This is a genomic window from Microcoleus sp. OTE_8_concoct_300, assembly GCF_031383065.1.
In the GTDB taxonomy this organism is placed as follows: Bacteria; Cyanobacteriota; Cyanobacteriia; order Cyanobacteriales; family Microcoleaceae; genus Microcoleus.
Map to the genome: position 1 here is coordinate 14,902 of NZ_JANMZH010000483.1, position 21,889 is coordinate 36,790.

At 47.2% G+C, this 21,889-nt stretch carries 17 protein-coding genes; 6 read left to right on the forward strand and 11 right to left on the reverse strand.

Annotated features, from left to right (window positions below; genetic code table 11):
* Positions 1–352: 352 nt before the first annotated feature.
* Both ACUVJL_RS21845 and ACUVJL_RS21850 read right to left on the reverse strand, forming a co-directional pair.
* Positions 353–730: a thioredoxin family protein gene (locus tag ACUVJL_RS21845; RefSeq protein ID WP_445247749.1), complete on the reverse strand. Its 378-nt coding sequence runs from the start codon at positions 728–730 to the stop codon at positions 353–355.
* 44 nt (positions 731–774) lie between these two features.
* Complete coding sequence (locus tag ACUVJL_RS21850; protein WP_445247750.1) at positions 775–1,488, reverse strand: NnrU family protein; 714 nt, start codon at positions 1,486–1,488, stop codon at positions 775–777.
* Positions 1,489–1,738: 250 nt separating this feature from the next.
* On the opposite strand from ACUVJL_RS21850, the gene ACUVJL_RS21855 reads away from it, so the two are divergent.
* From ACUVJL_RS21855 to ACUVJL_RS21865, 3 genes are all read left to right on the forward strand, one after another.
* Positions 1,739–2,743, forward strand: a complete 1,005-nt coding sequence (locus tag ACUVJL_RS21855) for a LysR family transcriptional regulator (protein WP_445247751.1) — start codon at positions 1,739–1,741, stop codon at positions 2,741–2,743.
* A 139-nt stretch (positions 2,744–2,882) separates the two neighbouring features.
* Positions 2,883–4,343: a protein kinase domain-containing protein gene (locus ACUVJL_RS21860; RefSeq protein ID WP_445247770.1), complete on the forward strand. Its 1,461-nt coding sequence runs from the start codon at positions 2,883–2,885 to the stop codon at positions 4,341–4,343.
* Between the two features lie 13 nt (positions 4,344–4,356).
* Positions 4,357–6,030, forward strand: a complete 1,674-nt coding sequence (locus ACUVJL_RS21865; RefSeq protein WP_445247752.1) for an asparagine synthetase B family protein — start codon at positions 4,357–4,359, stop codon at positions 6,028–6,030.
* Positions 6,031–6,176: 146 nt separating this feature from the next.
* Here ACUVJL_RS21865 and ACUVJL_RS21870 read toward each other — a convergent pair whose 3' ends face one another.
* Complete coding sequence (locus ACUVJL_RS21870) at positions 6,177–7,649, reverse strand: RNA-guided endonuclease InsQ/TnpB family protein (protein WP_445247753.1); 1,473 nt, start codon at positions 7,647–7,649, stop codon at positions 6,177–6,179.
* Positions 7,650–7,659: 10 nt separating this feature from the next.
* Here ACUVJL_RS21870 and tnpA point away from each other — a divergent pair, with 10 nt between their 5' ends.
* Positions 7,660–8,064 (forward strand): IS200/IS605 family transposase, encoded by a 405-nt coding sequence (gene tnpA, locus ACUVJL_RS21875; RefSeq protein WP_445247754.1) that lies wholly within the window; start codon positions 7,660–7,662, stop codon positions 8,062–8,064.
* Positions 8,065–8,238: 174 nt separating this feature from the next.
* Here the strand turns inward: tnpA and ACUVJL_RS21880 are convergent, their stop codons facing one another.
* The 7 genes from ACUVJL_RS21880 to ACUVJL_RS21910 form a co-directional block, all read right to left on the reverse strand.
* Complete coding sequence (locus tag ACUVJL_RS21880) at positions 8,239–9,561, reverse strand: hypothetical protein (protein ID WP_445247755.1); 1,323 nt, start codon at positions 9,559–9,561, stop codon at positions 8,239–8,241.
* A gap of 124 nt (positions 9,562–9,685) precedes the next feature.
* On the reverse strand, positions 9,686–10,906 hold the full coding sequence (locus tag ACUVJL_RS21885; protein ID WP_445247756.1) for a diaminopimelate decarboxylase family protein: 1,221 nt from the start codon (positions 10,904–10,906) through the stop codon (positions 9,686–9,688).
* A gap of 179 nt (positions 10,907–11,085) precedes the next feature.
* Positions 11,086–12,831, reverse strand: coding sequence for an asparagine synthetase B family protein (locus ACUVJL_RS21890; RefSeq protein ID WP_445247757.1), 1,746 nt, complete (start codon positions 12,829–12,831; stop codon positions 11,086–11,088).
* Positions 12,832–13,455, reverse strand: coding sequence for a DUF3859 domain-containing protein (locus ACUVJL_RS21895; protein WP_445247758.1), 624 nt, complete (start codon positions 13,453–13,455; stop codon positions 12,832–12,834).
* 481 nt (positions 13,456–13,936) lie between these two features.
* Positions 13,937–14,713, reverse strand: a complete 777-nt coding sequence (locus ACUVJL_RS21900; RefSeq protein ID WP_445247759.1) for an ABC transporter permease — start codon at positions 14,711–14,713, stop codon at positions 13,937–13,939.
* 176 nt (positions 14,714–14,889) lie between these two features.
* Positions 14,890–15,609: an HAD-IA family hydrolase gene (locus ACUVJL_RS21905; RefSeq protein ID WP_445247760.1), complete on the reverse strand. Its 720-nt coding sequence runs from the start codon at positions 15,607–15,609 to the stop codon at positions 14,890–14,892.
* A 149-nt stretch (positions 15,610–15,758) separates the two neighbouring features.
* Entirely contained in the window at positions 15,759–16,952 is a 1,194-nt protein-coding gene (locus ACUVJL_RS21910) for an NAD(P)/FAD-dependent oxidoreductase (protein ID WP_445247761.1), read from the reverse strand.
* 561 nt (positions 16,953–17,513) lie between these two features.
* Here ACUVJL_RS21910 and ACUVJL_RS21915 point away from each other — a divergent pair.
* Together ACUVJL_RS21915 and ACUVJL_RS21920 are read left to right on the forward strand one after the other, a co-directional pair.
* Positions 17,514–20,597 (forward strand): PAS domain-containing sensor histidine kinase, encoded by a 3,084-nt coding sequence (locus ACUVJL_RS21915; protein WP_445247762.1) that lies wholly within the window; start codon positions 17,514–17,516, stop codon positions 20,595–20,597.
* Positions 20,598–20,751: 154 nt separating this feature from the next.
* Positions 20,752–21,174, forward strand: a complete 423-nt coding sequence (locus ACUVJL_RS21920; RefSeq protein WP_445247763.1) for a thiol-disulfide oxidoreductase DCC family protein — start codon at positions 20,752–20,754, stop codon at positions 21,172–21,174.
* A gap of 178 nt (positions 21,175–21,352) precedes the next feature.
* On the opposite strand, the gene ACUVJL_RS21925 is transcribed toward ACUVJL_RS21920, so the two are convergent.
* A complete protein-coding gene (locus tag ACUVJL_RS21925; protein ID WP_445247764.1) occupies positions 21,353–21,772 on the reverse strand; it encodes a hypothetical protein in 420 nt (139 codons plus the stop codon).
* Positions 21,773–21,889 lie beyond the last annotated feature (117 nt).

A 21,889-nucleotide genomic window follows, 5' to 3' on the forward strand; every position in this document is an offset into this window, starting at 1 on the left:
TTCTCAATAAGCCTTTCAAGGGCGGGCTCGCCACCACCCCACAATCAAATTCACTCTTTGTGGAACAGGCCCGAAAGGCCTGTTAAGCGAGAATAGACTTATTGCAAAAATCCTTTTCATCAATTGATGGGACGGGCAAGATGCCCATCCCACAAGATTTATTTTTTCTTGTGGGATGGGCATCTTGCCCGTCCTAATTATTTTTGCAAGAGGTCTAATGATGCAAGATGTGAGTTCAAACTGATATCTTGCACTAATTTCAGTAAGTAAGCCCACTTAAAAAAACATAAGACCCAGATACCCGACTTCTTAAAGAAGTCGGGGCTATAACAGCTATGGCAGTTAAAGAATGTTACCTGTTGGCTACTTCCTGAAGTTGCAGCCGTTGAGATGGGGAAACTACGTGAGCCGCGAGCATCCAGGAATCCAGAGTCCGCCGCAGTTCCTCGCGTCCTTGGTAGTCTTCCAATCTAAATCGAACTTTATCGCCCTCAAACAAAATCAGCGTGGGCAGACTTGTCAGCCGGTAAGTGTGGGCCAACTTGAAACATTGATCGGCATTCACCCCTACCAGCTTGACTTTTCCTGCCCACTGTTCCTCAAAAGTCTTAAGCGTCGGGTCGATCGCGCGGCACAAACCGCACCAAGGCGCCGAAAAGTGAACTAAAACGGGGGTAGAGGCTTGAAACACCTCTTGTGCAAAAGTGCGTTCGCTAACCGACAACACCATGAGCCCTCAAAATTTAATAATTTTTTTCTATCCTAGGGATCATGCTACCAGTATATGTTCCTAGTGACACGCATCAAAAAAGGATGAATTTTCCACAGCAGGCCCGTAAAAATGACTACACCTACGTAGGAAGGACGCAGAAACTCTAGCAAATCAAGGGTTTGACGCTTTTGTAGGATTGCCAAAAATGGAATTATTGAGGTTCGAGATTTGATGGTTTCAAAGGATTCTCCAAAACGAGCCTGAAGTCTCCTGTCCCCGTGCCACACTCCGAACAGGTGGTGAAGTACCAAACCGAGGGAAGTGACGAGGGTAAAGCTAGTGCCAATCCACAGGGTGTGGGCCACGCACCAAATCACCTGTCCCACCATTTGCGGGTGACGGGTGATGCGAATGATGCCGGCTTCGTAGAGGTGAACTTGGGGCTTTTGGACGGCGGCAATTTCTAGGAGGTTGAAAGTTGCTGGGTACAGAAACAGAAAAGAAATTGCCGAAAGTATCCAAACTGCAGGTTTAACTCCGGGTAATCCCTGTACTTGCCAAAGCTGCAAACCGTCGTACCGGTGGTTGAAAAAGTAGACAATCAGAATGACGGCTAGTGGCAAACTGACAAGGGCAAACAAAACCCGGTAAAGTCTCGGCCCCATCAGCTTTTCACCTTTTGGCCGGAGGGCTGCTAAACCGCTGTGGGCGATCGCAAAAACCAGTAACAGGCCCAGAATAACTAAGTGGGAGTCGAGCGCCAAGTCGATCGTCATTGTAAATATTAAGAAAAGTTATTGATTCGTGGCCAAATTGTGTCACAAAGTATCTATGGGAGCATTCAGCGGTTATCAGTCAGTTAACTGTTCACTGTTCGCTGTTGACTGTTGACTGTTCGCTGTTCGCTGTTGACTGTTCGCTGTTGACTGTTCGCTGTTTGCTGTTGGCTGCCTACAGTCAACCGTCAACCGTCAACCGTCAACCGTCAACTGACAACTGACAACTGACAACTGACAATTTAGATATATGTCTGACCTTCCTTTCACTTTAGACCAGTTACGCATTCTCAAGGCGATCGCCTCTGAAGGAAGCTTCAAACGCGCCGCAGACAGCCTCTATGTATCGCAGCCAGCAGTTAGCTTGCAGGTGCAAAACTTAGAGAGACAATTGGACGTGCCACTGTTTGACCGGGGGGGGCGGCGGGCTCAACTGACCGAAGCCGGACACCTGCTGCTGAGTTACGGCGAGAAAATTTTATCGCTTTGCCAGGAAACTTGTCGAGCTCTGGAAGACTTGCAAAATCTGCAAGGCGGTACTTTGATCGTGGGCGCTTCTCAAACAACGGGGACCTATTTGCTGCCCCGGATGATCGGGATGTTTCGCCAAAAGTACCCGGATGTAGCGGTACAGCTTCACGTTCACTCGACCCGCCGCACGGCGTGGAGTGTGGCCAACGGGCAAATCGATTTGGCAATTGTTGGCGGAGAAATTCCTACCGAACTTGTAGAAGCTTTAGAAATTGTTCCTTACGCTGAGGACGAACTGGCTCTGATTCTCCCTCCATCTCACCCGATGGTACAACAAGAAACTATCCAAAAAGAAGACCTTTACAAATTGCAGTTTATTTCCCTCGATTCCCAGTCTACTATCCGCAAAGTAATCGATCAGGTACTGACTCGCTGCGGCATTGACACGCGCCGCTTGAAAATTGAGATGGAGCTCAACTCGATCGAAGCAATTAAAAATGCCGTTCAGTCGGGGCTGGGAGCTGCTTTTGTCTCGGTTTCGGCGATCGAAAAAGAGTTGCTCATGGGCGTCTTGCACAAATCTCAAATGGAGGAAGTTTTGGTAACTCGGATTTTGTCGCTGATTTACAACCCCAACCGCTACCGTTCTAAAGCAGCAGAGGCTTTCAGCAATGAAATTTTGCCTTCCTTTGCTACTTATTCCACCATCCACGAGAAGAAAGAACCCCCGGCGATCGATTTGGGATTCATAGAAATAGAAACTCCCAACTCGGCGGGAGCTTAATCTATTAGGTCGCCAGTGGTTAGCAGTTTGCGGTTAGTTGAGAGATTAAAATCTGGTTTAATAACCCTTGGGAAAAATGGCAAATTCCCAATTACCAATTCCCAATTACCAATTACCAACAACTAATTACCAAACCAAAATGGAAGTTTACTGCACCCGCCCGGGCTGCCCGCGCCCTCAAAACTATTTTCCCGACCTCGATGACAGTTCGCTGCTAAAAACGGTGCAGCAAAAGTTTTGCACGACTTGCGGGATGCCCCTGATTTTGAGCGGTCGCTATTTGCCCGTGAGGTTGTTGGGTCAAGGCGGTTTTGGGGCGGCGTTTTTGGCCAGAGACCGCTATACTCCGGCGATGCGGCAGTGCGTTGCTAAACTTTTGCAGCCCTCGGTAAGTTTGACTCCGGCACAGCTAAAAATCGCTCAAACTCTGTTTGAACGGGAAGCGGCGGTGCTGGAAGAGCTGGGAAACGAACATTCGCAAATTCCGAGTTTGCTGGCGTTTTTTGAGGTGACTGTTTCGAGTTTGCAGCCGGGAAAAAACGATCAGTTTTTCTATTTGGTTCAAGAATTTATTGACGGTGAAAATTTGGAGGATGAACTGGCTGTTAAAGGCAAGTTTTCGGAGGCCGAGACGGTGGAGGTGCTGCGGGAAATTTTGAAGATTCTCGATTTTGTACACTCTCGCGGTTCGATTCACCGGGATATTAAACCTGCTAATATTATGCGGGGTAAAAATGGTCGGCTTTATTTATTAGATTTTGGGGCTGTTAAACAAGTAACACAAAGTGTTGGGAGTGCAAAAGCTTCGACTGGTATTTATTCTTTGGGTTACGCTCCCCCAGAACAGATGAGCGGGCAAGAAGTGTATCCGGCAACGGATTTTTATGCTTTGGCTGTGACTTGCATTACTTTGCTGAGTGGTTTGCAGCCGACGGAGTTGTTTGATAGTTACAGAAATGAGTGGAATTGGCATTCGCGGGTGCAGGTAAGCTCGCGTTTGGCTCAAGTTCTCGATCGAATGTTATTATCAGCTCCCAGTCAGCGGTTTCAATCTGCGGGGGAGGTAGAAGCGGCTCTGATGTCTCGGCCTCAACAGCCTAACATCGTCGTGCAGCCGCCGAACCTACGGACTCCGACTCCCCTACCGACTCAGCAGCTACCACCGACTCAGCAGCCTCCTGTACCTGTTCCTGCGACTCCTCCAGGAGGGCTGCAACCTTCGCCGAAAAGGGGTTTTTCGATTTGGGAGGTTTTGTCAGGGGCGGCGTTTACGGGTTTTGAGGGGGGGCTGCTGGCGATCGCCCTGACGAGTTTGCTGCCCTCTCCTGGCTTGAGTATCGGATTGTTGGGGATGATTGTGGGGGGTCTGATTTACGGCCAGTACCGCAGGGCGATCGAACAGACTGAGATGTTGATTATTGGCGTAGGTACTTTGGCTATGCTGGTGTTTTTCCCGGCTTTGCGATCGGCGGCAACTATGATTTATCCTGGTGCTCCGATCACTGGCATATTGTTTGTGGGATGGCTGGCTGCTTTGGGTGCGATCGCTGGAACAGCTATTTTTCGGTTGATTTATAAGTTACTTTCTAATATTTTTTAATCTAAGTAAATCGATGCAGACTCAGAAGTCGATTAACCCGAATTGGGTCATTGGTTGGGGCCCAGAAGCCCGATCGCAGCCTTCAACTTGGGAAACCTCCGGTTTTGTCGCGATCGGAACTGAACCCACCTTCAGCCCCAATCAGCGATTTGTGCTGGTGGGCGACTGCAGCTTCGATCGCATCCCAAGGCTCAAACAACAGACTGACACAGATGGATTGAGCGATCTGGCGATCGTCGCGCGGCTGTGGGAGGAGTCCGGTACTGAAACTCTCAGCTTGCTGGAAGGACAGTTTGCCCTTGCTGTGTGGGATCGAGAGCAGCAAACGTTGTGTCTGGGGCGCGATCGCGTCGGAGCCAAAACGCTCTATTACACCCGTGAGGGAAGCACTCGCTGGATTGCGCCTCGACTGCGATCGCTCAATCCGTATCACGATCGAGAACTCGATTTGGTTGCTTTGCGCGACTATTTGTGCTGTGCCTTTGTACCCGGAGCGCAAACGCTGTGGCAGGCGGTGCGAGAGTTGCGGCCTGGTAGCTACCTGTACTTACCTGATGTTGAGGCGCACAGATACTGGCAGCCGCAGGAGCAAATTGCTAACGCCGATCGCCCTTTGGAATGGCACGGTCAACAAGTGCGATCGCTCTTGGAACAACTGGTGGAGTCAGCGCTACCAGCGGGGGAACCAGTCGCAGCATACCTTTCGGGCGGTATTGATTCCAGTTGCGTGACTGCGATCGCCACAAGGTTGCACGATCGCCCGGTGCACACTTTTTCGATGCACTTTGGCGCCGAGTATCCCAGCGAGATTGAATTTGCCAACCTCGTCGCGACACATTGCGGCACTGTGCACCATATTTTAGAAGTTTCGCCCCAGCAAATTTGGGAGTTGCTACCGGAAACCCTGGCGGCGATGGACGATCCGGTGGGGGAAGGTTTGACGGTTCCCAATTTGCTGCTGGGGCGATCGGCAAAACAATTCGCAGACGTGGTATTAAATGGCGAAGGTGGCGATCCGTGTTTTGGCGGGCCGAAAAATAAGCCGATGTTACTCAACAGTTTGTACGGTTCGATTCAGGGTAAAGCCGATCCGATCGCAGCTTACTTGACTTCGTTTCAAAAATGCTATGTCGATTTACCGCGCTTGCTGAAGCCGGATGTTTGGAATCAGGTTAAAAATGCGCCTTCGGTGTTTGCTGAGGAATTGCAACAGACAGAAACCGGGTTTTTGAATCGGTTGATGCGGCTCAACATCGAGTACAAGGGAGCCGATTATATTTTGACCAAGGTGAATAATCTCACGGCTGCTGCGGGACTAAAAGCTCGATCGCCCCTATTCGATGCGCGAATGGTGGCGCTGAGTTTGCAAATTCCGCCAGAATACAAGCTTTCGGGCGCGCAGGAAAAGGCCGTACTCAAGGCTGCTGTGGCGGATTTGCTGCCCGATGTCATTGTCAATCGTCCGAAAAGCGGGATGGTGATGTCGATGCAGCAGTGGTTTTTGAGGGATTGGCAGCGGCAAGCGCGATCGTTGTTGTTGAATCGTCGTGCTGCGATCGCACCTTACCTCGATCGGGCATTGATTGATGAGTGGCTAAACTATCGTGGCGAAGTTTTTCCGCGCTACGGGCTGAAGCTGTGGCTGTTGGTGACGCTGGAAATCTGGTTGCAGGTGAATCGCCGTTAACTAATATCAAATCCACCCTTCATCGAAACTATTCATCTCTCTCTTCTCTTCCTCTGTGTTCTCTGCGTTCTCTGCGGTTAAATCATTCCGATGCAACTGTAATGGATATTACCTTGACACTCCCCTGGCTGAAGCCGAGGGGATTCTTAAGACATTTCGGCCTTAATATCCTTGTTGCCAAGGTTCCCAAACTCACCACGTTTGCTCTTCGAGCGTGGTGATATTTTTTGGGCGTTTAGGTGACAAGCACCAAGTTTCGCGGAGTCTCCACGTACTATTTCCAAAGCTCGATCTCTGATGGTTTTTGCTGCGCCAATATCTGCGTGTTCGTGATATCCACATTCAACACAGATGAATTTTTCACCATCTCTGTTGGATTGATCGATATGCCCACAATTCCTGCATTTTTGACTGGAGTATTTGGGATTAACTTTGATGACAACCTTTCCTTGCTTTGCAGCCAGATACTCGATCTTCAAAATTAATTCGCCCCAACCAGCATCAGAAATAGAACGATTTAGACCTTTCTTTCTGGATTGCCCGTTTTTAAGAAATCTACCTGTTTTTTCATCAACCTTCACCCGACATCGGCGCATCATGCCGGAAATGTTCAAGTCTTCCAAAGCAATCGCATCAATGTTACGAGCAACTATTTTATTAGCAACTTTCCACTGATAAGCTTGGCGCTTATCGCCAATCTTTTGGTGGAAAAGTCCTAGCTTTTTGGCAGCCTTTCTCCGATTTTTACTACCTTTCGCTTTTCGACTAACCCGTCTCTGCCTAATTTTTAGGGTACGCTTAGCTTTTTTACTGGTTGAAAACTTGGGATTTTCGATTTGAGTTCCATCGGATAGATGAACTAATTTTGTAATTCCCAGATCGCAACCAATTACTTTGACGACATCTTTAAGAGATTTCGTCAGGTAATCGGGGACAGATTTGTCCTCAATGCGAACCGAAACATACCAACCATTCTGTCGCTTCCTTACTGCACAAGCTTTGATGGTAAAGCCGTTGGGGATTGGGCGTGAATTGTGAAACCGCATCCAACCTAACTTTGGTAGGTAAATTCTACTACCCTGTATCTTTACTCCCATCGCGAAAGTAAAAGAAGTAAAGTTGCTGCGGTTTTTGAATTTAGGAAAGCCACGCCCGTCGAAGAAGTTCTTATAAGCAGTATCTAACCGTTTAATATTCTGTTGTAGAACGGTTGAATCTATTCCCGCAAACCAGGGTCTAGCTGCTTTCAATTCGGGCAACGCGGTGATTTGAATGTCCGTCGCACTTCGACGGGGATTTTTAGTGTTGCCCTCCTTGTCAGACTTAGAATCTTTCCACGGATTCCCAGTCGCACCACTCTTGCTAACAAAGCAAGTTAGTGGTGAAGCTTCACCACGAGCTTTAATGTCGCAATAATCTCCCTGGATAAATTGTTGGTTGTATTGAACAATTCTGTCGTTTAAGCACCAATTGTACTGGCTTCTGAGCAGATCTACCCAAGCTGACATTTTTGAGGTCTGCGTTTGATTGGGACGCAGTTTATAAACATAGTTGGTCAACAATTGCAGTTTACCTCTTGTATTTAGCTTGTGTCTACTATATAGTGTCTGTAAACACAAGTCAAGGAATATGGCTAAATTTTCTCCTGATGAGTACAGACATGAGGGTAATGCCGTCTCTTTACTGAACTATCATTTTGTTTTTATCCCAAAAAGACGCAAAAAAGTATTGATCGGTTCAATTGCTGAGCGGCTACAAGAAATTATCTGCGATGTCTGCAATGAAAATCGATGGCGTATTATTGCAATAGAAATCATGTCGGATCATGTTCATTTGCTAATTAATGTTAAGCCAGTAGATGACCCAGCTACAATCATTAGGAAGATCAAGGGACGAGCATCTCATCATTTAAGAAAGGAGTTTCCCGAACTTCTTAAGCTACCTACTTTGTGGACACCTAGTTATTTTGTTTCGACTGCGGGGAATATTTGCACGGAAACCGTTAAGCGTTACATTGAAGCACAAAGAGAATAGGCAGGATAAATCCTGCAACGCCCTTTCATCCCCGGACTGAAGTCACGGGGTTTTCAGGGTATTTTTTATAAATACCCAAGAAACCGGGTTTTTTACCAATTTTAAAGGTTCAAATGCAATATTTTCGTAAAAAACCCGGTTTCTGCCTAAGTCCTAGAAGTTTGAAAACACGCCCTAACCAAAACTATCGGAGACAAACACATAGCCGCCGCCATACCCGACAGCATCATCCACTAATATTAAGCCCTCATTGCCCTGCGGATCTCCACTCTGAGCAAGTCCATAGTTCACCACGCGCAACAACCGCTGCGGCGTAAAAGATTCCAATTCCACAAAATTGCCTGCATCCAGCCACGCTAGTTCTTCTGCTGTTAAACCTTGCCTCACAGTGATGGGCAATTGACGGGCGATTTGTGCCATTGCTTCAGATTTTTGTATAAATAGATCGCGAGTTTCCAAGATTTGACGGGGAGAAGTACCTAAATCAAAAATCGTCACCGCTTGATTGGCAAACCAGTCTGGATTAGTTCGCAATTGATGTACTAAACTGACTCCAGCAGGACTCGCATTGTGCAGCGCATAAACTTTTAAATCGGCATTGCGCCGCAGCATTTCGATGACGGTGTGGAAGATGCTTTGGGGATAGCCGCTGATGCTAATAATGGCGCAGTTGTTTTCAAAATGGATGTTGTTGGCAATCAGGAATTGAGCTATTTCGTCACTGTCACAGATGATTGCGCGATCGAAACTGTAGGCGCTAACTTCGGGATCGATGCTGGCGGGTAAAGCGTCTTGACGGGGAGCAGGCAGCAGTTTTTGTACCGTTCCGTTCGCAGTTTGCCAGCGTTGTAGCCACCCATCACTCTGCGCTGCATTGACGAGAAATAGTTCACCAGTTATCTGTTGACGATTTTTTTGTGAGGTGCCGAGCCAGTACGAAAATAGACCTAGTGCAGAGGCTATGATGTATCCTGGAAAATAATTAAGTATCAAGCTTCCTGAAATACCTGTTACTAAAATAATTATTGCTAAACTTTGTAGATTTGTAGCATTAATTCTTTTTCCGCGAATACTTTGCCCAGTAGATTTGCTATTTAAAAAAAATCTTCCGATACAAAAACAATTGTAAACTGTCCAAACAATCAAAAATGCGCTAGGAATATCTGAAATCACAGAGGAAAGGAAGCCACCGCCGAACGCTACTACAAAGAAGCTTTGAATAAAGTATTCAACAATCCACTGCCATAGGTTTGCTGAGGTGCGAGATTTAAGCCGCTTGTCAATGAAATACAAAAAGTGTTTGGGTGTGAAAAATAGCATATTCTGACTGGAAATATCTGCGATCGCCTTCTGGAAAAATGGATCGGTGAATTGCAGCTTTTTATCAGTGACAGTGGTTGGTTCAAATACAAACGGATGATTGCACAGTTTACAGCGACCTGAGTTCTTGATGCGATCGCTTAAACTGTTGCTGGTTGCACACTGGACGCATTTCATTCGCATTTCGGTTACTCCTGATTAATTTAATGGATTTATATCGTTGGCGGTTGTTTCGGAATGATTTTACCGCAGAGGCCGCAGAGGGCACAGAGGAAGAGAAGAGAGAGATGAATAGTTCGGTTTAAAAGATTTGCCCGTTTAACAAAATGGAATAGTCTTCTCGCTGTCGAATTAATCGATCGCCCTTAGCATCAATCAACACCTCAGCAGGGCGGGGGCGGTGCAGAAAATGCGACGACATGGCATAGCCGTAAGCCCCGCTATCCAAAATCGCGATCGCATCTCCAATTTTGAGTTTCGGTAGCCAACAATTGCGCCCCAAATAATCCCGCGAATAAGTCGTGTTGCCGCAAATATCCGTTTGATGTCGCGATACATCGTCGGTTTCCCAAGTCGCGATCGCCCGATAGCCACCGTGCACCGCAGGCACTGATAGATTTGATACAGTCGTATCGACACCGACAATTTGCCGATTGCCCAGCCACTTCACAGACACAACCTTCGCAAGCATTACGCCGCAACCTGCGATCGCCGATCGTCCCGGTTCAATCACCAACTCGATCGGGCGAGACAGAGCACTCAGTCGTTGAGTAATCGCTGCACCAAACTCCCGCCAGTCAAACACCGCACCGCCTCGATAGGGATAGCCAAAGCCACCGCCAAAATCAAGGGTTCGCCAATCGGGAAGCTTTTGGGCGATCGCAATTAGGCGATCGATCGCCTGCGTAAAAGCACCCGTGGCGTTAGTTCCCGTCCCCCGATAAAAATGCAGTCCGGTAATCCTGAACCCGTGCTGCTGCGCGATTTCGTTGGCTTTCTCGAATTCGGCGGGACTCAGCCCAATCCGGCTGTCTCCCGTCAATTCCGGTGAGTTGAGTCGCAGTCCGATTTCGGGACGGATGGATCTCGGTTGACTGCGTGAATATTCGCAAAAATCCTGGAGTTGCCAGAGGCTATCAAAGTTGAAGCGATCGATCTTCCACTCGATCAGTTGCTGAATATCGGCCCGGCTGAGGTTACTGCCGGTGTAGACGATCCGATCGCACGTAAAACCCGCTTTCAGTCCCAAAAACACATCCCCTGGCGTATTCGCGTGTAGCCCCCAACCAGCCTGCTGGATCAGTTGCAACAGAGCAATATTGCCGTTGGTGACGGTGGCAAAATGAAACTGAACGTGCGGATAGTCGATCGATCGCGTAATATGCTCAATGGTTTGACGCAGGCGATCGGCCTGATACACATATAAGGGCGAACCATAGGTTAACAGCAGTCGCTGGGCCAATGCTTCGGAGAACGGGGGCGAATGTATTTTGGTTTCATTTTTTAGCAGAGATTCAGTCATATTAAATCCGTTAGTAATCAATCTAATTCATCTGCGTTAATCTGTGTTTATCTGCCTCTATCTGCGGTTAAAAAAAGAGAATTTCGCAACCGCAGATGATCGTGGATAAACGCAGATTCACGCAGATGAAAAAAAGAGAGATATGAAGAATTCCGATGAAGCGCGGATTTGAGATGATATCATTCCAACCTCCTTCGATATTTCCAAATGCGCTGTCCAATCTCCGGCGGCAACCAAAAAACATGATCCAGCGATCGCTTAACCGGAATTTCGCCTAAAACCTCAGTTCGCCACGCCTGCCACATCAGCAGCAACCAGAGATTATTGCCAATATAGCGATCGCGCATGGCAACTCCGAGTTGTCCAGATAACATCGCGTCGGCCAAATGGGGCTGCCAGCAATTTTCCGATCGCAACACATTCGGATTCAGCCGATCGCCGATCGCACCCCAAAACTCCCGGTAATACCAAACCTTCAAAGGCACACCCATCCCGCGCTTTTCCCGCCAGACAATTTCCGGCGGCAGCCAGCGTTCGGCGGCTTTTTTGAGGATGTATTTTTCGCACGCACCTTGCAGCAGCAGCTCTCCAGGCAGTTGAAACGTCCAGTCCGTGAGGTCGGGGTCACAGAAGGGCGATCGCACCCACAGCCCGCAAGCAAACCCCAACGCCGTTGCCCTCGGCTGAATATTTTGTGCGCCTTTGAGCATCAGCGAAGCGCGCCGCAGTCTCGCCAGCAAAGAGGGACACCTCTTCGACAAACAACCGACACCGATCGCGTCTTGCAGGTAAACACTCAAATCGTGGGCTTGAATACGATCGAGCATTTCCGGCGAAAAAATCCGTTTTTCATACCCATAAAATCGCTGAAACGTCCGCAAATACTGCTGTTCAAAGGTTTCTTTTCCGGCGGGATGCTCTGCACTGTAAACTCCGTTGGCAATCAAGGGTTTATTCGTCCATCCGGCAAATAGCTGATCGCCATTCTCGCCGTTAAACACCACCCGCACGTCTTGTGCCGCCGCCTGTTTGAGCAAAAACAGCGCGGCTGTTGTGCCGTCTCCATAGGGTATGTCGAGGGCTTTGGCGGTTGGCCCGATCGCGCGCAAGATTGCATCGCCCGTCGCCGCCACTCGGATCAGCGGAATCTGCAAAAAGTCCGCCACCTGTTGGGCGTAGGGCAGTTCGGAATAGCTTTCGACACCAAAATCGAGGGCATAGGCGCGCACCTGCAAGCCCGCTTTGACTAGCAGCGCCGTCACCAGTGAAGAATCAATGCCGCCGGAGAGTAAAACGCCGACGGGTTCGTCGATCGGCAAATCTGCCACTTGTCGATCGATCGCCTGCTGCAACAGCATTTGCAATTGTGCGATCGCCTCGTCTTCACTCCGCAGTAATTGGGGCGCTTCCTGCCAAGCTGATTGCAGCGATTGCACTTTCGGCACAGCCTTAGCATCAGGGATTTCCCAAATCATCTCGGTTCCGGCTGCTACGGATGCAATTTGCTCGATCGCAGTTAACGGTGTCGGTACATAGGAAAAGCAAGCGTAACTGTGTAGGGCGATCGGACTCACTTGAGGGGAATCAATCAGCGGTAGCAGCAATTGCATCTGCGTCGAAAACCAAATCGTTTCTTGCGATCGCATCCAGTAAAGCGGCACTCGCCCAAACGGATCGCGCCCCAGCCGTAGCTGTCCCGCTTCCACCTGCGCCCAAGCATCGGACGGTAAATCGGTTGGCCCAAATCGCCCGCAAGCATTCAGCGTCACTGTGTCACCCGCGAGGACTGATTCAGAGGCGATCGCCCACTCTGATAATTTGCCCTGTCGGATGCAGTAGTCAGGCACTAAACGGCTGAGCGTTTTTGTGAGATCCGTCTGTCCCCAGTAGCCGATGAAATGTGAAGGTTTGCCGATCGCACCCATTTATTTCACCGTGAAAGGTTCACTGCCGATCGCGCGCCCATCCAGGGACATCTGCACTTCCCAGTTTCCCGGTGGTGCAGCAGATCCGAGATCGTAAAAGCAGTTGGTATTCCAAACTGACCTATCGATCGTGCGAGTTTTATACTTACTTTGATGAACAATTTGACCGCTGGGATTAGTCCAGTCGCATTGCAGAGACAACTGGCGGTCGATCGGAGCATTTTTCAACCTCACCTGGTAGTAGATGCGAGGATTGATTTGACGGTTGACTTGAGTGAGGCCCTCACCACCCGTTTTAGATAGGGCAATCCTGTCTTGATCTCCCACAACTCGATCGGTTTGCTGCTGCTGATTTTGCGCGAACAGAGTGCCTATACCGATCGCAGAAATGACAGCGGCTGTCGTGGCGATCGCAATCCAGCGATTCCGTCGCTGCTGTTGTTCTAGGGCTTCACGGCGACGCATTTGGGCGATCGCATCTTCCAGAAGTTCATCAGGCAGATTCAACTCTCGTAAAATTTCTCTTACCTGATCTGGAGCCAATTCTAACTCGCGCTGCTGCGATAACTTGTCGATTTCCGCGATTACCTGTGCTAACTGAGTTTGAGTGAGTCGAGTTTCCATAATGTTCTTTCCCAGTAAAAATTAGATATAGAAATCACCTCTGTCTTCTCTTTCTCTGCCCCTGTGTAACGCCAAGAGCGGTTAAATCATTCATACAGCGTATTCCAGGTTTATGAAGTAGGGACACGGCTTAGCCTAAGTCCCTACGGCGGGGATCGATCGGGGGTGTTTTTCATAAAACTGGAATCATTCATATATAATTAGCATTATTCCATAAGTAGCTCTCAAAGTCAATTCATAAAAATCATAACCTTGACCTCATAAAATTCATATTTATAGGACAATACGGTTCAGTTACGGTCGAAACAAGTTAAACACAGAGGTACTGGAATCATAATGAATCCTCCTGTATTTATTGTTTTAAGCACTGCATAGCGCTTAAATGAACCGTATGGCGCCGTGCACACCTTACCGCTATTATTTAAGTTTTGGACTAATCACCAATGACTAATGACCAATGACCAATGACTAATCGCTTTCTTCAGTCTTGCTGGGTAGTAAACTGACGGGCACCGATTAAAGAAAAGGCGATCGCAGCCACTAACAAAACAGGTATGCTGTACCAAGGAAACTTTGCTACATCGTAAGCAGCAGCTCTCAATCCAATGCTGGCATAAGTCAGCGGCAACAGATAAACTATTCCTTTCAGGGCTACGGGTAGCGAGGCTGGGTCGAAAAATGTCGCTCCTAAAAATGACATGGGAGTTATCAGAAAATTGTTGTACAATCCCACAGATTCCAGAGATTTTACGGTTAACCCAACTATCACTCCCAGACCCGCAAATACAGCGGAGTTGAGAATTATCACTAACAAAAATAGTGGATTCAGAAAGACGAGCTTTTGAGTAAACAAAACTGCTACTAAAATCACAGAAACTGAAGTCAGCATTCCCCGCAATATTCCTGCTAGCATTTTGCCCGCGTGCAAAGCGAGCGGGTGTACTGGCAGCAACAGCAATTCCTCAAATGTTTTAGTAAAAAGGCGTTCGCCGCAAATCGAAAATACTGTGCCAGTAAAACTTACTGTCATCGATGAGAGTGCTACCATTCCCGGCAGCATAAATTCTAGATAATTGCTGCCAATTGCAGGTTTAGGCAAGGAACTTCCCAATCCAAAACCAAAAGCGAGAATGTAAATGACTGGGGATACTAAACCAGCGGCGGCAACTGGCAAGATTCGGACTCGCAAATCTAACCATTCTCCCCAAAACACGGTGATTGTGTCTGTTAATATAGTTGTCAGCGATGTTTTTTTCATGATTATATACTACGGTCTCCCTCTAGCAGTAAAGCTATTGATGTATTAAATCTTGTACGTTAGTTAATAACGGTAAGGTGTGCAGCGCGCACCTTACAGATAACGATAAGGTGTGCAACGCGCACCCTACAGATAATTGATTTATTAAATTGTGTACGTTACTTAAAATTGTAAAGTTAAAATGCCAAATAATCAAGGCTGCTGCACTGTTCTATTTTCCTTTCAGTTAAAGGCAATTTGCCTGATTCTACTTTTTCCTGTTCTCGGTTCAACCAAATTGCTTTTAATCCAGCGCCTTTAGCACCGCAATAATCTGCTTTGAAGCTGTCGCCGATATGCAACACATTCTCGGCAATACCGTTGTGCTTTTGCAAAGCAGCGGTAAAAATTTGAGAGTCGGGTTTTGCTGCACCAACTTCGGTAGAAATTGTCACTGATGTGAAATATTCTGCTAAATTTAGCGCTTTTAATACTGCATAAATTCTGGAATCGAAATTCGATACTACTGCTAATTCAATTCCTTGTTGCTGCCACTTATTTAATGCTGGCAATACGTCGGGATAGACGAACCAAGGTTCGGCGGTGGCAAAATGAGCGTAGAGTTTGGCAAAGAATTTGGGAAAGTCTGAAAATTGGTTGAAAACGCCTGCTATTTGAAAAGCTTTCGCGGCAACAGCTTGCCACCATTCAAATTCTAGTTGGGGAATTTTTGCTGTTTCTATCCCGGGAAATGCCATCGGGCTTGCTGAGGCGAAGCTTTGGGAAAATGCTGCATTTAACTCTTCGTTAGAAACAGTTACTCCCCAACTGCGGGCTAATTTTCCGTATACCTCGCCGACGCTACCGCGAACGTCAAATAGTGTACCAGCGGCATCTAAAAAAATAACTTTTGTCATTTGTCATTTGTCATTTGTTATTTGTTATTTGTTATAAGACTTACGCAGGGAGTCCAGAAACCGGGTTTTTTTACGAAAATACTTTGTTACAGCCGGCATCTTGGGTAAAAAACCCGGTTTCTTTGTCGGAGTCCCTAAGTCCTAAACTATTAACTTTTCAGCAACTCCTGAATCGGCTTGCTAATCCAATTAAAACCAACTTTCACTTGATGGTCAAATGTTGGCATCCGATAGAGATAGGCTAAGCGACGAGCAATATGCGCTAGTTGTCCGTCGAGTTTAATTCCTAAACCGGCGAGGGTGGCGTTGTCTATTCCTAATGTCATCATTTCTCCTAGTGGCTGATACCGGAAAGGAAGTAATGGCCGGCCAGTGAGGGATGCCCAAATGTTCCATGCGGTATAATCAGCTTGCTGGAAGGCTGTTTGGGCTGTGGCGGGGATTTTTTGACCGATCGCGTCGTGGCATTCGGCTATATCTCCGAGGGCAAATATGTCTGGACGATCGACTATTTGCAATGTGGGAGTAGTAATTAGTTGACCGCGCTGGTTTTGTTTGAGGGGTAGCGATCGCACTGCTTGACTAACTTGAGTTCCTACTGTCCACAATACTATGTCTACGGGGAGAACATCTAATTGTCCTTTGTAAAGTAAGGATATTGTGTCCGCTTCGATCGCCTCTACTGCTGTTTCTAAGTCGATCCACACTTTCCGTTTTTCTAAAGCTTTGCTGGCGGCTTCGCGGTTGAACTCCGGTGATGTCCGCAGAATCATGTCGCCTTGCTCGACTAACCGCACGCGACCTTTGTCTCCGAGTCGATCGGCTAATTTACAAGCTAATTCTACTCCCGAATAACCGGCGCCGACGATCGCCACCCGGATTTTATCGGTGTTGCTGGCTTCTAAAAACCGCAGTCTTTCTTCTAAGCGGTAGGCGTCGTCGAGGGTGCGAAATGAGTAAGCGTATTCAACGGCCCCTTTGACCATATCTAGGGGGGTTTCGCCGCCTAAAGCTAAAACAAGGCGATCGCACGGAATTTCTGGCCCGTCGTGCAACTGCACTCGCTTTTGATCCACATCGATGCCGGAGACAGTACCTTGACAAAAGCGCACACCTGTACATTGCAAGATTTCGGCAAATGGTGGGGCAATTTCCCAGGTTTGGAGTTCGCCTGTCAGGAGTTCGTACAGCAGGGGAACGAACAAAAATCGATCGCGGCGGTCAACTAGGACAATTTCGGGTTTTTCGGTTTTGGAGAAGGGTAACTGACTCAAGCGCAGGGCTGTGTAGAGTCCGCCGAAGCCTCCGCCGAGAATGCAAATCCGGGGTTGTTGTTGAGTCATGGTGTTTTGTTTGAGGGGCTCACGGTAGCAAGGCAAGTTATCTTAATTGTAACGAGAGTGGGGGAGTGGGGGAGTGGGGGAGTGGGAGACTGGGAAAATGGGAAAATCTTCCCTCTTTCCCTCGAACCTCAACATCCATCTGTTGAATCCGTTAAACTCACGCCCAGAGCACCATTCGACCTAAGCTTTTTATGGGCGGGCAGGATGCCCACCCCACAAGAAAATGCACTTGTTGTGGAACAGGCATCTTGCCTGTTCTTGAGAATGGTGTTCTTCACAAGAAAATGCACTTGTTGTGGAACAGGCATCTTGCCTGTTCTTGAGAATGGTACTCTGGACGTGAGTTAAATGCGTTAAATCCGTTAAATCCGTTACCGAACTGTTTTCTACCTCTCTAGGCTTAATTAGCTCTACCTATTAGCCACCCTCAAATTTTCCGAATGTTCACAGAACTAATTTTGTACTATATTAGTTTATAACGGATTATTTCGCAAATTAAATTCACTTTTAATACGGTCATCTACTCTAACACTTGCCCCCGCACTCACAAGTGAAAAAATCATGCAAATTTCCTCGAATTCTTCTAAATTTAAGAACGGCGATCGCAATAACGAAGACAGCTCATCTTTGTTAAGCAGCGAAGAAAAATATAAAAATTTAGTAGCTAATATTCCCGGTGCTGTCTACCGCTGTACCTGCGACTGTACAAGCCCCGACGGCCCATTAACACGGACAATGGCGTTTTTGAGCGAGGCTGTTCAAGAAATATCAGGCTATCCATCCTCTGATTTTATTAACGATTGCGTCCGTTCTTTTGCCAGCATTATCCATCCTCAAGACCGCAAAAATGTGGATGCTGCTGTCAAAAAAAGTGTAGCAACAGGAACTCCCTACATCCTTGAATACCGCATTGTCCGGGCTGACGGCGAAATTAGCTGGGTTTACGAAAAAGGTCGAGCTGTTGGCTGTGAGGCCCAGGAGAGTAGAGTTCGACAAGAGATACAAGGGGAAATAGAAGGATTTTTGGCAGCACGGGTTTCGCCGATTTCGCCGATTTTGCCCAGCGCAAATTCTCTGTCTCGGGTTGTTTATCTCGACGGAGTGATTTTGGATATTACGGAGCGAAAGCGAACTGAGGAAAACCTGCGAAACACTCAAGATTTTCTGAATGCGGTACTGCAAAATCTGCCGATTAGTGTCTTTATTAAAGATGCTGTGGAACAAAAATTTATTTATTGGAATACTGCTAGCGAAGAATTGTTTGGCTATTCCAGGGATGAAGTGATGTTAAACAATGCTGCTGATTTGTTGGATACAGAGCAGGCTAATTACTTCCAAGCACAAGATTTAGAAGTGTTGGCAACGAGAAAATGCGTCGATTTGCCAGAAGAAACTATCCAACTTCCGCGCCGGGGAAAGCGAATTGTACACAAGAAAAAAGTTCCTTTGTTTGACGAGTTTGGCGCGCCTAAGTACATTCTGGGTATTGCTGAAGATATTACGGAAAGCAAAAAAACAGAAACAGAATTGTCGCGCTTGGCCATTGTGGCTCAAAAAACGCAAAAGGGTGTGATTATTACTGATGCTCAAGGCTGCATTGAATGGGTGAATGAAGGATTTACTCGGATTAGCGGTTACGTGCTGGCAGAAATGCAGGGAAAAAAACCGGGTGATGTACTGCAAGGCCCTCAAACAGACCCGCTAACTATTGCTCAACTGCGATCGGCTTTGGCTACGGGCGTACCGTTCAATCAGGAAATTTACAATTACAACAAGGATGGAAAGGGTTATTGGGTGGCGCTTTCGATCGCCCCAATTTATCAAGAAACCGGGGAACTCGAAGGTTTTATTGCGGTGCAAACTGATATTACCGATCGCAAGCAAGCAGAGGCAACAGTCAGGGAAAGCGAGAGTTATTACCGCTGCATTGTCGAGACGGCTTCGGAGGGTGTTTGGATGTTTGACGCCGAAAGCATCACGACTTTTGCTAACTGTCGGATGGCCGAAATGCTGGGGTATACTGTGGAGGAAATGCTGGGGCGATCGCTATTTGAGTTTATCGACGCAGAATCTAGGGAAATAGCAGAAAGTTACGTGCAGCGCAGGCGGCAAGGCATTCGCGAACGCCACGATTTTATGTTTACTCGCAAAGACGGATCTCACTTGTGGGCGATCGTATCGGCGACGCCAACCTTCGACGCTGAGGGCAATTTTTCCGGGGTTTTGCGGATGATTACCGATATTAGCGATCGCAAACAAGCAGAAGCAGAATTGCGCCAAACTCTCCAAGAGTTGGAATTTGAAAAATTTGCTTTGGATCAATCAGCGATTGTCTCGAATACCAACGACTTCGGAGTCATTACCTATGTCAACGATCAATTTTGCGAACTCTTTAAATATTCCCGAGAAGAACTGATCGGCAAAACCCACAGAATTGTCAATTCTGGCTATCACCCAGCAGATTTTTTCAAGCAGCTTTGGTCAACCATCCGCCAGGGAAAGGTGTGGCGGGGAGAAATGAAAAATCAAGCTAAAGACGGCACATTATTCTGGTTGGATACTACGATTGTACCTTTCTTAAATAGCAGCGGAGAACCCCATCAATATGTAGCAATCCGTAAAGATATTACCAAGCGCAAACACGCAGAAGAAGCGGTGCGGCTTTCGGAAAGTCAATTGAGGACTAAAAATCAAGAATTGGCAAAAGCCCTGCGGGACGTGCAGAAAACTCAAAGCATGATGGTTCAAAATGAAAAAATGGTAAGTTTGGGGCAATTAGTCGCTGGCGTTGCTCACGAAATCAACAATCCAGTTAGCTTTATTTACGGTAACGTCATGCACGCTGACGATTACTTTCAAGACTTGCTAAAAATGCTGGAACTTTACCAGCAAGAATACCCGCACCCAACACCTGCAATTCAAAAAGAGATAGATAATATCGATTTAAATTTTCTGCTCATAGATTTGCCGAAGCTGTTAAATTCAATGAAAATGGGAGCAGAGCGAATTCGCCAGATCGTCCTGTCGCTGAAGAATTTTTCGCGATTGGACGAAGCCGAACAAAAGCAGGTGGATATTCACGAAGGAATTGAAAGCACTTTGTTGATTTTGCAGCACAGGTTCAAAGAAACGGCAGGACATCCGAAAATTACGCTGCTCAAAGAGTTCGGAAATTTGCCCCGCGTACAGTGTTATGCAGGACAGTTGAATCAGGTATTTATGAATATTATTAGCAATGCAATTGATGCTTTGGAAGAGGCAATGGAGACTGGACAGTGGGCGGACGGGGAACTGGCGCCTATTCCTTATTGTCCTTCGCCGACGCTGCGGATTTGTACGGATGTAAAATATGAACAGGATGCTTTGATGCAAGCAGATTCTGCTGTTTCTGATGATTCAATTCGGCATCCTTCTCATATTGTGATTCGGATTGCTGACAACGGGCCGGGGATTCCGATAGATGTTCACGAAAGGCTGTTCGATCCGTTTTTTACTACGAAAGAACCTGGTAAAGGTACTGGTTTGGGGCTGTCTATCAGCTATCAAATTGTGGTGGAAAAGCACGGCGGGCGGCTTTTGTGCAATTCTGCACCGGGTCAAGGCACGGAATTTGCGATCGAAATTCCTGTGGCGAATAGTCAGTAGTCAGTAGTCAGTAGTCATTAGTCATTAGTCTTTAGTCAGTTGGCAGTTGGCAGTTGGCAGTTGGCAGTAGTCAGTAGTCAGTTGTCATTAGTTAACAGTCAACAGTCAACAGCTAACAGCTAACAGTCAACAGTCAACAGTCAACAGTCAACTAATGAAATATAACGTAATTTACGACGGCACTTGCAATCTCTGCGTTACCTTGGTACAGTTACTAGAAAACTTAGACCAAGGCCAGCGGTTTGAGTATATTCCCATGCAAGATTTAGAACAATTAAGTCGCTTTGGGATTACGTCTGGCGACTGCGAAATGGGGATGATTTTGATAGATGGCAACACCCCGGAACGACGCTGGCAGGGCAGCGATGCGGCGGAGGAAATCGGGCGAATATTGCCGGGAGGTGAGGTGTTTGTGGCTGCTTACCGGGCAATGCCGGGGATGAAGTGGATGGGCGATCGCGTGTACGAACAAGTCCGCGATAACCGCTATACTTTGTTTGGCAAGCGTCCGACGACTTACAAATCTGCTTATCCTGTTGGCTGTAGGTCGATCGACAATTGCGATAGTGTGAAATAACTCACTCCTTCGCACCTTTCTCAAGAACAGGCAGGATGCCTGTTCCACAAAAATTTAATTTTATTGTGGGCCGTTGCTCTGAGCAACGCCTCTAAAGGGATTATTACCAATGGTGCAAGATAATTGATATCAATTTACTTAGGATGTGGCGCCAAATCCCTGCTACAATCCCTCGAACTTAACTATTAAACAAACCGAATATCTCGCGGCAAAAGTCTTTGAGCTTTTGGGCAGACTCCGCAGCGGGTTCGGTTTGACCGAAAAAACTCCAATTTTCCACGGTGGAAAAGCGCCACTGCTGACCAGTATGATCGTAACCGGCCACCTCAACCCCGATCGCCCGACGGCTTCCTTCTACCGGATCTTGGTAAAATCGGATTTGAATCAGGATGCTGCGGCTTTGCAGCAAGCGGCTTCTACCGGGGAAATGGAAGCCAATGTCGATCGAATCTGGATCTACAAGTTCCCTGGTATCCTCGTCATTCATCCAAGGCTTCAAATCGACTTTCGTATCCGGGAATTCGGACTTGAATAAATTAACAACAGCAGCAATTTTGCTGGCAACTTCTATATTTCTGGCTTGTTCGGCAGCGTTCACTCGAAAAACTCCTATCAAATACAGTTATTACATGATTTAGCTAACAATGTAACTGCATACTGCCTGCTTTAAACAGTGAACTATGGACTATTTGATAGATATTTACGAATTGACAAA